The sequence below is a fragment of the Neobacillus sp. C211 genome, assembly GCF_051842875.1.
Taxonomy (GTDB): Bacteria; Bacillota; Bacilli; order Bacillales; family Cytobacillaceae; genus Neobacillus.
On the sequence record NZ_JBPXRO010000014.1, the window covers coordinates 127,269 to 143,222 of the forward strand.

The 15,954-nt window shown below is 39.2% G+C and carries 12 protein-coding genes; 1 reads left to right on the forward strand and 11 read right to left on the reverse strand.

The features are described from left to right. Positions 1-323 precede the first annotated feature (323 nt). The 4 genes from ACSU6B_RS15125 to ACSU6B_RS15140 form a co-directional block, all read right to left on the reverse strand. A complete protein-coding gene (locus tag ACSU6B_RS15125) occupies positions 324-938 on the reverse strand; it encodes an alpha/beta hydrolase (RefSeq protein ID WP_410886382.1) in 615 nt (204 codons plus the stop codon). A gap of 191 nt (positions 939-1,129) precedes the next feature. Next, entirely contained in the window at positions 1,130-1,978 is an 849-nt protein-coding gene (locus ACSU6B_RS15130; protein ID WP_410886384.1) for a DUF3307 domain-containing protein, read from the reverse strand. A gap of 26 nt (positions 1,979-2,004) precedes the next feature. Then, on the reverse strand, positions 2,005-2,802 hold the full coding sequence (locus ACSU6B_RS15135; RefSeq protein ID WP_215004396.1) for a hypothetical protein: 798 nt from the start codon (positions 2,800-2,802) through the stop codon (positions 2,005-2,007). A gap of 160 nt (positions 2,803-2,962) precedes the next feature. Further along, positions 2,963-5,206, reverse strand: coding sequence for an AAA domain-containing protein (locus ACSU6B_RS15140; protein WP_410886386.1), 2,244 nt, complete (start codon positions 5,204-5,206; stop codon positions 2,963-2,965). A gap of 108 nt (positions 5,207-5,314) precedes the next feature. On the opposite strand from ACSU6B_RS15140, the gene ACSU6B_RS15145 reads away from it, so the two are divergent. Then, entirely contained in the window at positions 5,315-6,241 is a 927-nt protein-coding gene (locus ACSU6B_RS15145; protein ID WP_410886388.1) for a hypothetical protein, read from the forward strand. A 60-nt stretch (positions 6,242-6,301) separates the two neighbouring features. Here ACSU6B_RS15145 and ACSU6B_RS15150 read toward each other — a convergent pair whose 3' ends face one another. The 7 genes from ACSU6B_RS15150 to preA all read right to left on the reverse strand — a co-directional run bounded on the left by ACSU6B_RS15150 (position 6,302) and on the right by preA (position 15,948). Then, positions 6,302-7,657, reverse strand: coding sequence for an aspartate aminotransferase family protein (locus ACSU6B_RS15150; protein ID WP_410886390.1), 1,356 nt, complete (start codon positions 7,655-7,657; stop codon positions 6,302-6,304). 60 nt (positions 7,658-7,717) lie between these two features. Further along, complete coding sequence (locus tag ACSU6B_RS15155) at positions 7,718-9,184, reverse strand: CoA-acylating methylmalonate-semialdehyde dehydrogenase (RefSeq protein WP_410886392.1); 1,467 nt, start codon at positions 9,182-9,184, stop codon at positions 7,718-7,720. 157 nt (positions 9,185-9,341) lie between these two features. Further along, a complete protein-coding gene (locus ACSU6B_RS15160; protein ID WP_410886430.1) occupies positions 9,342-10,970 on the reverse strand; it encodes a PucR family transcriptional regulator in 1,629 nt (542 codons plus the stop codon). A 355-nt stretch (positions 10,971-11,325) separates the two neighbouring features. Continuing rightward, on the reverse strand, positions 11,326-11,544 hold the full coding sequence (locus ACSU6B_RS15165; RefSeq protein ID WP_410886394.1) for a hypothetical protein: 219 nt from the start codon (positions 11,542-11,544) through the stop codon (positions 11,326-11,328). Positions 11,545-11,594: 50 nt separating this feature from the next. Continuing rightward, the gene (locus ACSU6B_RS15170; protein WP_410886396.1) at positions 11,595-13,067 is read right to left on the reverse strand and encodes an NCS1 family transporter; all 1,473 of its coding nucleotides are present in this window, start codon (positions 13,065-13,067) and stop codon (positions 11,595-11,597) included. A 154-nt stretch (positions 13,068-13,221) separates the two neighbouring features. Next, positions 13,222-14,640 (reverse strand): dihydropyrimidinase, encoded by a 1,419-nt coding sequence (hydA, locus tag ACSU6B_RS15175; RefSeq protein WP_410886398.1) that lies wholly within the window; start codon positions 14,638-14,640, stop codon positions 13,222-13,224. A gap of 21 nt (positions 14,641-14,661) precedes the next feature. Next, the gene (gene preA / locus ACSU6B_RS15180) at positions 14,662-15,948 is read right to left on the reverse strand and encodes an NAD-dependent dihydropyrimidine dehydrogenase subunit PreA (RefSeq protein ID WP_410886400.1); all 1,287 of its coding nucleotides are present in this window, start codon (positions 15,946-15,948) and stop codon (positions 14,662-14,664) included. Positions 15,949-15,954 lie beyond the last annotated feature (6 nt).

The window sequence follows — 15,954 nt, forward strand, 5'->3', positions numbered from 1 at the left end:
TTTTATAAAATAAAAAAAACGACTCTTCTGTCCTAAAAAAAAGGACGGAAAGTCGTTTCCGCGGTACCACCTTTATTGATGCCATGCACCCACTTAATCCCGTAACGAGGGTGACGGCTTATGTTTGCATAAGCAGCGTGTGAGGGCAGGTTCAGACTTTTTTCCGTGAGAAACCTTTCAGCCAACGGGTTTCACTCTCTATCACGTTCCAAAGATTTACTAATCCCAAACTGTTTTCGATTTATATTTCTTTGATTATCCTTAGAAATTGGATAAAAGTCAATAGAATATTTTAAATTATTGAAAAAAAAAAGCTAAATAGATTAGCTCTTTTTAATGAGTTTTTTATACCATTGCGCTGCTGCCTCAACTTCATCAAAGGTTAATTGATGTCCATTATGCTCCCAATGAAGGTGGACCTTAGCCTGAGCCTGCTCCAACATCTTTTCGAGTTCACCTGATTCCAATGGTGAACAAATAGGATCATTTGTTCCAGCACCAATAAATACGGATGTTCCTGATAAATCAGGCAAAGAAATCCCTCTTAAAGGAACCATTGGATGATGGAGAATTGCTCCTTTTAAGGCATCTTGATACTGGAACAACAAACTGGCAGCAATATTTGCACCATTTGAATATCCAATCGCAATGACATTGTTTCGATCAAATTCATATTTTTTAGCTGCATCTTCTAGAAATTCATATAATTCTTTTGTGCGAAAAATAAGATCCTCTTCATCAAAAATACCCTCCGCTAATCTTCGGAAAAAACGCGGCATCCCATTTTCAAGGACATTTCCACGCACACTTAGAAAAGATGCCTCCTCATCGATTTTCCCTGCTAAAGGAATCAAATCTAATTCTGTTCCGCCTGTCCCATGCAGCAATAAAAAAGTTGGTTTGCTTGCGTCTTTCCCTTTTTGAAAAATATGTTTCATCGTCGTCCGTCCCCTTCCTCAATTAAAAAGTTTCCTTACAGTTATTGTTAGAAACTTGGTCATTTCCTAATCGTCCTAAAATGTTCATCACTTTTTTAAATATCTCGAATACGAGATAATAGTAATGCTAAATGATTTTTCCGTCAACTTTTTGAATCCCTATAAATTATAAAAAAGCACCCACTCGATGCTTACGTAAGTACTACTTTTAACAAAATGCCAAGTGTGATTCCTAGAAACATCGAGGAAAGTGTTCCCAGCAGAAAATATTCTGCCCATTCCCTGTCATCCATTTGTTTAAACCGGGCAATCGATTTGGCAGTGACAATAAATCCTATTGCTGGATAGGCACTATAAAACGTTAGCAATAAAACTAGTAATCTCTCAATATAGCCGATTAATTTGCCACGCGAAAGTTCATGCTTACTAAAAATAGTATAATTGTATACCTCAGTTAATCCGTTTTTACCCTTATGTAAAATCTCTGCTTCATTTCGTTCATTTTTAAATGTATATTTCCCCTCAAAGGTTAAAAGCTGGCTGGGTAAGTTTCCTAGGAGAATTTTGATCATATGCCCGCTTACACTTGTTGCTAAGATAACAATGATGACTGTAAATAGCACAGAATCAATAAAATTCAGGTTAGATTGCTTCTGAAAAAAACGTTCAATTTTAAAATCAAAACACAACTCACATGCTAAAATAATTACTCCTAGATGCAGTAACTGATCTAGAACGAAGAAACCTAACCGCTTCATGTTTTCTTCGTTATTTATTTTTATATTTTCAAGCAGTTTAATCTTTAATAAATCCACCAAAAGATGCGTCAGCACGATAACAATCAAGGGGATTAATAAGTTTTTAAGGACATTCTCAACATTGAACTGGAAAATCCAGAAACTGATAAGGACAAGTGCAGTCATGAAAAAATGGTGAACGATATGCTTTCGTAAATTCTTTCGTTTTTCAATGACCATGTCATCTGTTTGTAAATAAAAATCAGCAATTAAGTGTGCAATAACTAGACAGAAAAATAACATGGTTTCTCCTCTCTCTATGCTGGAATCTAAGAATCAATGAGTGTATTTATTCTTCCCTTCAAATCATTCCGGATGCTTTTGGTTAATTTTTCATTTATCTGTTGTGGATTGTTTGTACATTCAGGGTAGGCCTTTTCCTGTAATGAATGCAGTATACTAATAATTTTTGAAAAAGTATCTAGGATTTCTTCACTATTTCCCTTTTTAAAATGGCTCGATATTGTAGGAGCCGTTCTCCCTAGAAGCTTACCAATCGCCTTTTGCTGATTTAAAATAAGGTAGAGCGAACATACGAGCTCCTGAATTTCCGTTTGACTCCTAATAAATTTGAGCTGCAAATTTAATAACGTATTCATCAGTTTCTCAAATTCATTTCTGAACTGGTGATAGGGTAACGAGTAATTCATATCACTTGGGTAAAACTGGTCCAGTTCAAACTTAAATAGCGTTCTGTGCTTTTCTTGTTTTATTAAATCATTTGCATATCTTGCCTGTTTGACTAATGGATGGATCCATTTTTCAAGATCCACTTCCTTTAACTCTTTTTCAATATCACCAAAAGCCAAGCCAAAATAAGGCATATGATCCTTGTATCTCCATACCCTGCTTACAAAAAATGCAATCGTATAAGCGGTTGAATAACCAGGTCCAACAAAAATAATTTCATCTCCAGCACGATGCTTTATTTTGGTAGGACCAATATTCTTTGTCCAACAAGTGATCCTGTCGACTAACTCATCCAAATATACAGTGAGTTCCTCCCCCATTTTTTCTGATGAGGAATTACTAACATCCAGAATAAAAATAGATATAGGATAATTCATTTTTTATCCCCTTTAACCAAATTAATTAGATTATATAACCTAATTTTAATTAAATTAGGTTATTATGTCAAACTATAGACAAATTAGTTCATTTAGTGAAATTATCATTCTGGTTATTTAAAAGTGGAGGGACTCCCCTCCACTCAAACTTATAATACAACTACTCCCGAGCCTGAAACTGTCCCATAAAATACTCACATACCTTCTCTGAATTGAGTCTGGCTGCAATATAAGGCGGTTGTACTCCTTTTGCCGCCTCCACCGGTAAACCTAACCACAAAAGCTGCTCATCAATCATGATAAATGGAAACGACTGGCTTTCGTTCAGCAATTGATTTGGTTGCAACTCCGTCCAAGGCTCTCCTGAATAGACAGTTAATTTTACAGAATCGCTCCTATTTTTCAGCTTATCCTTCCATTGTGCGGAAAGAAATGTTTGTTCTGGTAAAGAAATAATGATCGATGATCTAGCAGAATCAATGTCTCTGAATACTTTCTCTAACTTAAGTGCATGGATCCATTGCAATCTGGGGTGCTGATCCTTTATCCATTTTCCAATATCTTTTGTCCCGATAGTTTGCTGATTTTTTTCTTGATGTTCTACAAGCTGACGTATTGTTTTACGATTATAGACATGCTTCCGGATAAAGGATTGATTGCTGACATGAATGAACTTTCCCTTCGTTCGTGTGATCGCAACATTGATCAACCTTTCACTATCCTTGCCAGTTAGAAGCATCCCAGCCCGTGTTTGTGGCTCACTGTCAACGGTGTCAAAAACCATGACATCACGCTCACTGCCTTGGAATCTGTGTACGGTCGCAGCAATAATATCGGCTGCTAAGAGTTCTTGTTCATATAAATCTGTTAGAATCAGCTCCATTAAATTGGCTTGAGCGCGGTATGGTGTGACATATCCAATCGATCTTGACCCAGCCTGGTAGGATTCATGGATTAATTGAAAAGACAATAATACCTGCCACAAATTCAACCGTGAATTTGACCCCTTTTCTGTCATGCAATGTGCCCCAAGATGACTTGTATCAAGAAGTACCGCTGCCATTCCTGGAAAAGGCGCAAGGTCGACGATTCTTTTTCTACTTTTTAGAACACTTTCATGATCCCCCACAAGCGAATGATAAATGGTCTGATTCGTAAACGCAGAAATATCCGGGTGCATTCTCCGTTGCTCTTTTAATAAAAATAAGTGCGGATGAAGCATCCCATCCTTTACCCAATCGACAACACCTGCCCGATGGAAGATGTCCTCTTTTAGCCACATCGTGACTAACGGATCTCGAGAAGAGGCAATTGGTGGTAATTGTTTAAAATCGCCACAAATAATGACACGCTTTCCGAGTGAAGCAGCGAATGCCGCCTGAGGAACATAAGCCATGCTTGCCTCATCAAGGATTACAATCTCAAATTCTTTTTCATAGATGGCTGCATCACCCGCTGCCTTAGCCAATGTTGTCCCGACAATAAACGCATCCTTGATAAATTCAAGTTCCTTATGGCGAATCTTTTCGAGGACCCTGGCAATCTTGGTCTCAAGCTCTAGCAATTGATTTGTGTCTCTTTTGCTAAAAGAACGGGCGATATCCTGTTTTAATTTCCGTCTTTCCTCTATTAAAGTTTCTTTATCTTCCGCAAGCTGAGGATCCTCTTTCAAAAGGAGTTGACTTGTTGTAACTGCTTCATGATTGGCGAGTTGCTCTCCTGTATTGAAACCATAGCGGAGCACATCCCCTTCTTGGAAACGTCCCTTCTTATTAATAAAGTTCGAAATCTCACTAATTAGAACATCAACTGCTTGGTTACTGTGTGATAAAATCAACACTTTTTTTCCCTGAAAATATTTATTAGCAGCTACACGAGCCAAGGTGTAGGTTTTACCTGTTCCAGGTGGGCCCCAAACGAAGGTAACGGGGTTGTATTTGGAACGTAAAACTAACTCATGAACATTGCTTTTACTTTTTTCCATCGGATGCTTAGCAGGCATCGAAGGGTCCATCAACCGTTTCACTCTGATTCGTTTTTGCTTATTTTTTTTCATCTCATCGAGACGTTCAATGAGCTGTTCTAGGAGCTCCCAAGGATCGTGAAAAAGCTGCGCTTCATGGATTAAATCTCCGAAAGATTGCTCCAAGGAGAGCATCACGCCTTTACCTTCTGAAGAAAGGACTCGTCCACTCAGTTTCATGCTTCCCCATTCAAGTCGAACCTGAGACCCAATCGGTATACGGATAGAAATAGCGGTATCAAAGTAGTATGTATAGGAACCTTCCGTTGAAAGCAACCTGCCATTTGAAACTTGAAATTTATTACTGCCAAATTTTTTTAAATGGAATATTTCATTTTGAAGTGCCTGCTGCCACTCTTTAATAAAATTTATCACTTTCATAAAAATAATCCCTTCTATATGCATATTCCCTACATATCTTTAATAAAAAAGAGCATTGTGCTGATAACCGAATATTATACATCAAATATATATGGAGGGATATTTCTAATGAATAATTTTGATTTCCTAGAAATAAGCCGGAATTTTAAGAGTTATTATCAAACCCTACGGGATGTCCATTATTATCTAACTAATGATTCTGATTTAAGCGAAGAGGAATTGCAAGCCGTTTCTAAGGTAGTGAGTAAATTAATTTATGGATTTATTCGTATTAAAGGGACATCTTTTAGAGAAATGGACAGCGAACAGTTCGAACAAGAATTTAATCTATTTCATCAGGATTTTCTAAAAGTCATCCAAACTAGCGGTGAAAATAATGTGGACTTTGATCAATTCACTGCTCTAATTGATGAAATAATTGGAATTGCTGTTATGAGGACAAATGCACTTGGAAAAATTATAAAAGTAAAACAACAATCTTTAGTCGAAGATGACGAAATGGATGAAGTAACTGAGGATGAAGCGGAATTAAGTAATGATAATGAGGACAATGTTGCTGATGAAGAAGTGGTGGTTGAGGTGATCGAAGTAATTGATGAAATTAAAGAGGAAATACCTGAAGTTAGAACTATTAGTTCTGAATTAAAAACTTTTAATACTGAATTAAAAACTTTTAATACTGAATTAAAAAGTTTTAGTACTGATGATGAAACTCTAAGTCCTGAGGTTGAAACACTAAGTACTGGGGTTGAAACACTAAGTACTGAGGTTAAAACTTTTAGTACTGCTCTAGAAAATTTGAGTACTAACGTTGAAGGTGTCCAAGATAAAACTGGAAATGCTAAGAACAAAAAGCCGCAACAGGAGATTGAAGTGGTAGTAGCTGATGTAGTTAAGGAGGTTAAAGTGGCGCCTGTGATGCCTAAAAAAGTGAAAAATAATTTTGTGGATGCTGCCCCAGTTGTTAATACCTTTACCGATTATGAAAGTAGTGACGATTTCCGGTTTCGACCTAGAAGGAGAAAAAATAGATAACCTCTGAAAAAAAGAACCCATGAAATTTACATTTGTAAATACATGGGTTCTTTTTTATTTTTATCTAATTTTCTGAAGTGACTCCGTAAGTGTTTTGATCAGGAAGGTTAAATCTACCTGCTTAATCGTTAATGGCGGTGCCAATGTTAATACATTGTTATATCCCGCTACTGTTGCGCCATTTTTTCCGATGATAATTCCTTCCTGCTTACAACTGGCGATAACCTGATTGACAAGGTCATTCTCCAATGGTTCCTTGGTCCGCTTATCCTTTACTAATTCAATTCCGATCAATAACCCTTTTCCACGGACATCGCCAACATGGGGATGATCTTTTAAAAGATTCTTCAAATCATTTAAGAGTTGCTCCCCTAAATCACGGGAACGATCAAATAATTTTTCATTTTCCATAATTTCAAGGTTTTTTAAGGCGAGTGCACAAGCAGCTGGATTTCCTCCAAACGTATTGACATGGCGGAAGTAATCATACTCCTCAGTGCCTTTAAATGCTTCGTAAATGTCTCTACGGACAGCTGTAGCGGAAAGGGGCAGGTACGCACTGGTAATCCCTTTTGCCATCGTTATAATGTCTGGCTTCACGCCATAGTTCATATACCCGAATGGCTTTCCTGTACGGCCGAAGCCACAAATAACCTCATCGACAATGAGCAGTGCCCCGTGTTTTTCACATACCTCTTTTGCCGCTTTCATATAGCCATCGGGCGGAATGAGGACACCACCTCCGGTAATAATCGGTTCCATAATCATTGCTGCGATTGTTTCACTCAACTCCCATGTCATGGTCCGGTCTACTTCTTTGACGGAAGACAATTCCTTCGGATCTCCTACATTCGTATCATCCCTGTAGGAATCCGGTGGTGAAACATGAATAAAACCTGGTGCAAGCGGTTCGTACTTGTATTTTCTTTGCGCTTGCCCGGTGGCAGCCAAGGCCCCCATAGAATTCCCGTGATACGCTCGATAGCGGGAGACAATTTTGTAACGATTATGTTCACCCCTTTGCTGATGGTACTGTCTTACTATTTTAAAGGCGGTTTCGTTTGCCTCAGAGCCGCTGTTTGAGAAAAAGATGACATATTCATCACCTAACATCTGATTCAGCTTTTCTGCTAGTTTAATTGCTGGAACATGGCTTTGTGAAAGTGGAAAATAGGCCATTTCCTTCAGTTGTTCATAGGCCGCTTCGGCAAGCTCGGTCCTGCCATAACCGACGTTCACACACCAAAGGCCCGCCATCGCATCTAAGTAACGTTTCCCGTCTGAATCAGTCACCCATGACCCTTCCGCCTTGGCTGCAACGATTGTGGCTTTAGGGTTATAAGGCTTCATTGAGTGCCATACATATTTATCATCCTGTTCCAATAAAGTTTCCTGAGGACGACTTGTTTGAACCATCGCGCTTCCCTCCATTTCAAAATATTGGTGCCTGACACCAAAAGTAATCTTGCCACTAACTTAACCGTCAAAACGAGAGGTAATCATTTTTTTGCGAGTATAGAAATTTAAACCGTCTTTCCCGTTTACATGCATGTCACCATAGAAGGAATCCTTCCAGCCCGAAAATGGGAAGAATGCCATTGTTGCCGGTACGCCAACATTAATGCCAAGCATACCTGCTTCTGCTTCTTCACGGAATTGACGGATCGCTTTCGCATTGTTCGTATAGATGGTTGCGCCGTTGCCATACCTGGACTTTCGAATATATTCCAACCCTTCGTCTAAATCATTGGCACGTAGGAGACTTAATACCGGGGCAAAGAGTTCCTCCCTGGCAATTGTCATTTCAGGTGTGACGTGATCAAAAATAGTAGGTCCCAAGAAATTTCCTTCTGGGAGCTCATCCATTTCTCTGCGTCCATCCCTAATTAAATCAGCGCCTTCCGCAAGCCCTTTTTCAATATAGCCAAGTACTTTTTCACGGTGTTCCCTTCGGATAATCGGTGTTAATAACACTTCATCATCCATTCCGTTACCAATGATTAGTTCATCTGCCTTTTTCTTTAATGCGGCTACAAACGGCTCATTATCACCGACAACAACAACTGCACTGCAGGCCATACAACGTTGTCCCGCACTTCCAAACGTAGAAGTTATCACATGTTGGACAGCCTTATCCATATCTGCATCAGGCATGACAATATGATGATTTTTAGCTCCAGATAGGGCTTGAACTCTCTTTCCTTCTGCAGCAGCTCGCTGATAAACATACTTTGCAACAGGTTGTGAGCCAACAAATGAAATGGCCGCGATGTCCTTATGCTCGAGTAAGCCATTGACAACATCATGAGCACCGTGGACCACATTTAACACGCCTTTTGGTGCACCAGCTTCCATGAACAACTCTGCTAATCTATTAGCTAATATTGGTGTGCGTTCTGATGGCTTTAGCACAAACGTATTACCACAAGCGATCGCTAGCGGGAACATCCATAGCGGGACCATCATCGGGAAGTTAAAGGGTGTAATCCCGCCGATAATCCCTACAGGGTATCGGAACATTTCGGAATCAATATCTTCAGCAATACCTGATAACGTTTCTCCCATCATTAACGTTGGAGCACCTGATGCAAATTCAACACACTCAATCCCGCGCTGGACCTCACCGTAAGCTTCTTTGTATGCCTTTCCATTTTCTAGCACAATTAATCTTGCTAATTCTTTATGGTTTTCAGTTAACAGATGGTGGTATTTAAAAAGAATTCTGGCTCTTTTTGGAACCGGGACATTTTTCCACTCCTTAAAAGCAGCCTTAGCCGCTGCCACCGCTAGATTTACATCCTCTTTCGTTGACACAGGTACCTTTGTTAACAGCTCATTCGTAGCAGGATTGGGTACATCTAGTGTTTGGACGCTGTTCGAGTTCACCCATTCACCGTTAATGAAATTCTTTAAAATGGCCGTATCTTTTTTTGTTACACTCATATATATAACCTCCTAATTTTTTTATAAATAGTGTTTTGAATTTTCTACCTTGATAGCCTTATAATCTCATTATCTCGTATCTAAACCATGCTTTCATTAGACAAAATGTTAATTGAGGCGAACCAATTCTTTGACGATTTGAATAGTAATTGGACATTTATTCTGTTTTTCTGAAACTGGTATTGCTTGTATTTTGTTGGGAAGCTGATAAGTAATCTTGGACAAGAAGCATGAATTCGATAGCTACTCGTTTTTCATGATCCATAAAGTCTTCTCCCAGAATGTTTTCAAGCTTTTGCAGGCGATGGTACAGTGTTTGCCTGACAATAAATAGCTTACTTGCGGCTTCTTGTTTTGATCCATTACATTCTAAATAGACCTTTAATGTCTCTAGCAGCTTGCCATTATATTTTTGATCATATTGAATAACAGGCTGTAAATACTCTGCTGCAATCTCTTTTAGGTTAACGTGTTTACTCATTTGTGAAATAAGACGATATAAATGCAGATCCTCATAAAAATAATAAGTCGCTTTATTGGTCATCTTTTGCTGTATTCGCTGAGTTTCCTTTGCTGTGAGATAACTTCTATGTACTTCATTTAAATTTCCAATAAAATTTCCTACCGCAATCAAGATTTTTGCTGAGCACTGTTTTCTAATGAACTCTGATTCTGTAATGGATTCAATTGCCTTCTTAATCCGTTCCTTTGCATTCTTTTTCGTCCGATTATTTACAAGAATGAATATAAGCTCATTCCTTTTTTCAACAGGAAACACAGTGAAGCCATTCTGTTCAAATACCGAGCGAAATAATAACTTTAAATAGGTAACATCTTGGGTTATTTTTTCTTTTAGAGGAATAAGCTTTGTGATTAAGACCACTGCTTCATTCGTTTTTGTTTTAATCCCGTTCTGTGTAAAATATTCACTAATGCTTTCGAGTGAATGTTCACCCTCAAGCCAGCCGTAAAGCCACTCAAACTCCTCGACGCGCTTTTTTTCTTCGACATACATTTCCCTTAATAAATGCTGGGCCAGTGCTGTTGCGGTACGATCCAAAATCAAAAAATCGTATTCACTTATAGGGATATCCTCTGAATAAATAAATAACTCTGCATATTCTTGACCAAATAAGAATATAGGGGCAGACGCTATATGATCACATGGGTGTAATTCGGTCTCTTCAAGCTGAGTCATTAGTTTTTTTTGTTCTGCTTGACTAATTTCCGGGACAAATTCATAGTCCAGATTCTTTAAGCGGAAAATAATTTGTAAATCCAATGCAGAAAAAATGCATTGAAGAATATCACCATAACTCTCCATCGTTAGAAGTCGTTTATTTAAGCTTTGCGAGTAATGCTCTAAATCTGAAATCTTCTGGTATTGCTGGTTAATAATGATTGAGTGGATGTCTTGAGTAATTTTCACAAACGGAACTTCCTGTGTAAAAATAATAATTGGAAATTGATGTTCATTAGCAATATTTATCACTTCCTCTGGGATGGCTGTCATGTATGTCCCCATTTCAATACATAAACCAGCTGCATTGTTTTCAAAAAATTCCATTACCATCGAAACAAATAAATCGGTATTATCTTTCCAGGCAACACCTGTTGCTAGAATAAGTTCATCTCCATTAAGAAGATTTCGAATACTGGTGACCTCGACGATATGAACCCATTTGACGAATCGATGAATACCGTCTTCCCCAGCGATAACACGTGCATTTTCAAAATGCTTTCGATTTAAAATATCTGCCACCGTTAATTGAAAATGTTCTTTCATCATTTGGCTCTCCTCGCAAAAGTGAAAACAGAATAATAGGTGAAAAAGGATTGGTCCTGCAACCAATCCTTTCACTATATATCTAGAGTATTATCGGGAAGTATACTTTTATTTTACTAAGCATTGACTCAAATTCATTACGATCTAGAAAGTCTTCAGACTGCCAATTTTCCATGATCCAGGCCACTAATTCTTTAGGAGAGTTGAAGTACTCACCGCTAGAATCAGATTTTCGTATCGTATAACGTCCATTGTCTTCATCTATTGTGACTACACAAGGGTACGCATTATCCTTTGATCTTAAATAGAATTCCAAACTTCCCACCCCCTAATATTATCTTGTAACACTTAGCACTCACGAACTTGTGTGATTCTGCTTCAATAAAAGACTAGTAAAATATTTTCGTGCATTTGCTGTTCCAATCAAAAGTGTTTCAAATACATTTCCTTGGGGATGTAAAAATTCAACAGTTGCCCCATTTAAATGTTCTTTAACCCCATTAATTCGATAGCCTTTCTGAATAAAGTAATCAATTTTGTCTCTTTCATCTAGAAATTGCTGATAATCTGACATCCAATCTCCCCCTTTTAATTTCATAAACTATTTGTTATATCCTGTTTAGCTTAATATAAATCTACATTATTTGGAATTTCTTCCATAACTGTTTCATATGTGTTTTCTTCAATTACCCAATCCCGGCCTACGGAAATACCTAAATATTTCTCGTCGCTCGGATCCACGATTTCTGCCTGAGGATACTTTTGGAACCACCAGTATTTGGCGAGGACATAATACACCCCAGCACCAATGATAAAACCAACTAAAAACCCATAATTCGGAACAAAGTAAGATGCTACTGCCCCAATAATCCAGGCAATAAATCCAGCTAAATTTACTCCGCCCATATATTTAAATTGGCCATGGTTCTCGTATAATTCTGTTACATTTACACGTCTTTTCCGAAGCAGATAATAATCAGCAAACAATATACCGACTATTGCTGCTAGAATACCTCCGACAAAGAGAAGAACTTGAATAATAACATCAAACAACTGCCATGGCTGAACAATAGTCCCGACAATTCCAGCAGTGATGACACCTGCCCAAAATGGGAACTTCGGACCGCCCACGTTTGAAAAAATGGTTGCTGCTGGCACAACATTTGCTGCTGTATTGGTCGACCACTGGGCTAGGACAATCATTAACAGTAATATAGCAAGGATAAAGCCGCTTGCTGCCTTTTGGAGTGCGACCACTGGATCAGCGTTTAATACGGCAATATAGGAAACCGCACCAATGACAATCATAAATGTTTGTGTAAGTGGCATTGCGACAAGGTTCCCCATTAAAGAAGCTCTATTTCGCTTAAACCAGTTCTTTTCATTTTTTGGTGCCTTGATGAAGCGTGAAATAGTGGGAATATCTGCACTTAATGTCGCCCAAAAACCCATATTACTAAAAATAACAACTAAAAAGGCTGAAAAAGCAGCTCCGCCGGTTACAGGGGACTCGACCCAACTCCAGACCTCTCTGCCTGCAGCTGTTGCCTGATCTGATAATGACACATACATCCATAGTGAAATGATCAGAATAATAGGTGCGGCTAAATCGGCAAATCGCTCAATCGATTTTATACCAAGTGCAGTATTAATCAGTTGAACCGCCGCAAAGATTAGGAAGCAAACAAACCAATTATCAAAGCCAAATAAAATATTTAAGATACCATTCATCGCCGTCGAGCCAAAGTAAGTATTTACGCCGAACCACATCGATGCCGTTATTCCTCGGGTAATAGAAGGGATATGGGTTCCGATTATTCCAAACGGTGCTCTCATATAAACTGGGAAGGACAAGCCATGTTCAATTCCGATATCTGAGATCAATGAAATGAAAAATCCAATCGCAAGACCTCCAATGACCGTTGCTAGAATGACCCATGGTAAAGATAAACTCTTAACCCCTGCTCCACCAATCGCAAAGGTGGCAAGAACGACCACCATTCCCACCCACATAAACGAGTAACCTAATTTGGTGATTGTCCTGTCCTTATGGTGTATCGGTAATAAATCTGGTGATTTTAAGTGGCTTTTTTTCATGTGAACACTCCTTGTTTTCGGTTTGATTTTCTAGAATACTAGACAATTTCAACAAACGGTCAACATACAATTAATAAGGCAATTGCCCAGCAAATCTGAGCAATTGCAAATAGGAGTAGTTCGATTAGTGTTTAAGTGAAGCTAAGATAATTAGCTAGATAGATAATGTTTCATTTTGGTTTACTAGTGTATTTTTATTATATTTCTCCCTTTTCAAATATTGGCCAGAACCTGGTTTTCCAACAAATTGCTTGTCGCGAATAACAAATTCCCCACGAGACAACACCGAAACAGGCTCGCCGGTTACCTTCATACCTTCAAACGCATTGTAGTCAACAGCCATATGATGTGTTTCGGCCGAAATCACACGTTCGATATTCGGATCAAAGATAACAAGGTCTGCATCTGCACCGATGGTGATTGTCCCTTTTTTTGGGAATAAGCCAAAAAGCTTTGCGCTGCGGGTTGAGGTAATATCAACAAATTGATTCAGACTAATCCGTCCCTTCTTCACCCCCTCTGAGAATAAAACCGACAAACGATCTTCAATTATTGGACCGCCGTTCGGTATTTTAGTAAAATCATCTCTTCCTAAATCCTTTTGCCCTTTAAAATCAAAGGAACATTGGTCAGAACCAATCGTTTGCAATTGACCACTCTTCAAAGCATTCCAAAGAACATCCTGATTCCACTTCTCTCTTAATGGCGGTGACCAAACATATTTAGCACCTTCAAAATTAGGCTTTTCTAAATAGCTTTGATCAAGGACTAAATATTGAGGACAGGTTTCTCCCCAGACATCAAAGCCCTTGCTTCGGGCTATCGCTATTTGTTCTACTGCATCTGCACAGGAGACATGGACTACATATAACTGTGAATTGGCAAGTCCCGTGAATTTTGCTGCACGGCCTGTAGCTTCGCCCTCTAATTCCTGTGGTCTCGTTAGTGCGTGATAAATCGGTGCCGTTTTCCCTTCATCAAGGGCTTTTTTCGTTAAGTAATCAATGACATCCCCATTTTCTGCATGGACCATGACCAAGGCTCCGTGTTCTTTTGCAGAGATAAGTGTCTTGAACAATGTTTCATCATCCGCTTGAAATACATTTTTGTAAGCCATAAATACCTTAAAAGAGGTAATTCCTTCTTCAGTAATAACTTGAGGGAGCTCACTGAGAACATTCTCGTTGATTTCTGAGATCATTAAGTGGAAACCATAATCAATAACTGCTTTTTCTCGTGATTTATCATGCCATGTCTGAATCGCATTTTTCAGCGGCTCCCCCTTATTGGTTAAGCAAAAATCAATAACCGTTGTCGTTCCGCCAAAGGCAGCAGCTATGGTCCCTGATTCGAAATCATCCTTTGTCACCGTTCCACCAAATGGCATATCGAGATGGGTGTGTGGATCGATCCCTCCTGGAAAAACAAAACAGCCTTTCGCATCGATTATTTCCGCGCCAATCGCTGATAGATTCGTACCGATTTGTATTATTTTACCATCTTCGATTAAAATTTCTGCTTGGTATGTGTCTGCAGCCGTGACAATGGTCCCGTTTTTGATAATTTTTTTCATCAATTGTTCCCTCCAAATCTTCTACTTGGTTAGATCTGCTTTACATTCTACAACTCCACTTAAGGCAGCCTGTCGTTCATTCCAAGTCATCGGCGGCAATTCTCTTGCTGCTTCGACCATATCAATCGCCCCATCTACAGGACATACGATCGAACATAAATTACAACCGACACAATCCTCTTCCCTCACTTTGAGGAAGCTCTTTCCATTTGCGTCCTTCAACATATCGATACATTGATGCGAGGTATCTTCGCAGGCAATATGGCACTTATTGCAATTGATACAGACATCGGAATTGATTTTTGCGACGATATTGTAATTTAAATCCAAGTTGCCCCAATCCGAGTATCTAGGCACGGATTTTCCGATGACTTCAGTCACAGAGGCAATTCCTTTACTATCTAGATAATTGCTGAGTCCTTCAATCATATCTTCAACGATTCGGAACCCATGGTGCATTGCGGCTGTACAAATTTGAACGCCTGTCGCTCCCATCAACATAAATTCAACGGCATCCCTCCAATTGGAAATGCCGCCAATCCCCGAAATTGGCACGTTAATATGCGGATGTCTAGCACATTCAGCGACCATATTTAAGGCAATCGGCTTAACTGCAGGTCCGCAATAGCCGCCATGTGCTCCCTTCCCGGCCACATGTGGAATGGTATTCCAAGAATCTAGGTCGACGCCCATGAGACTATTAATCGTATTAATCATACTGATCGCATTCGCACCACCGTTGCAAGCAGCTTCAGCTGTTGCAGTAATATCAGTGATATTTGGCGTTAATTTTACAATAACAGGTGTCTTAGCAACTTCTTTCACCCAAAAAGTCTGACGCTCAACAAGTGCAGGGACCTGGCCAGAAGCCGAACCCATGCCGCGCTCTGCCATCCCGTGGGGACAGCCAAAATTCAACTCAAGTCCATCAACACCGACATCCTCCACACGTTTAACGATTTCATGCCACTTTTCCTGCTTTGGTTCCACCATTAACGAAGCAATGATCGCATGCTTAGGAAATCGCTTTTTGGTTTCATAGATTTCTTTTAAATTGACATCTAAAGGTCGGTCGGTGATTAGTTCAATATTATTGAAACCGGCCACCCTTTGTCCGTTAAAACTAATTGCAGCAAACCTTGATGATACATTCAAAATAGGATCGCCCAATGTTTTCCAGACTGCCCCACCCCAACCAGCTTCAAAGGCTCTCTGTACCTGATAGCCAGAGTTGGTAGGCGGTGCTGAAGCCAGCCAGAACGGGTTAGGAGATTTAATCCCTGCAAGATTAATACGTAAATCAGCCATCTATTT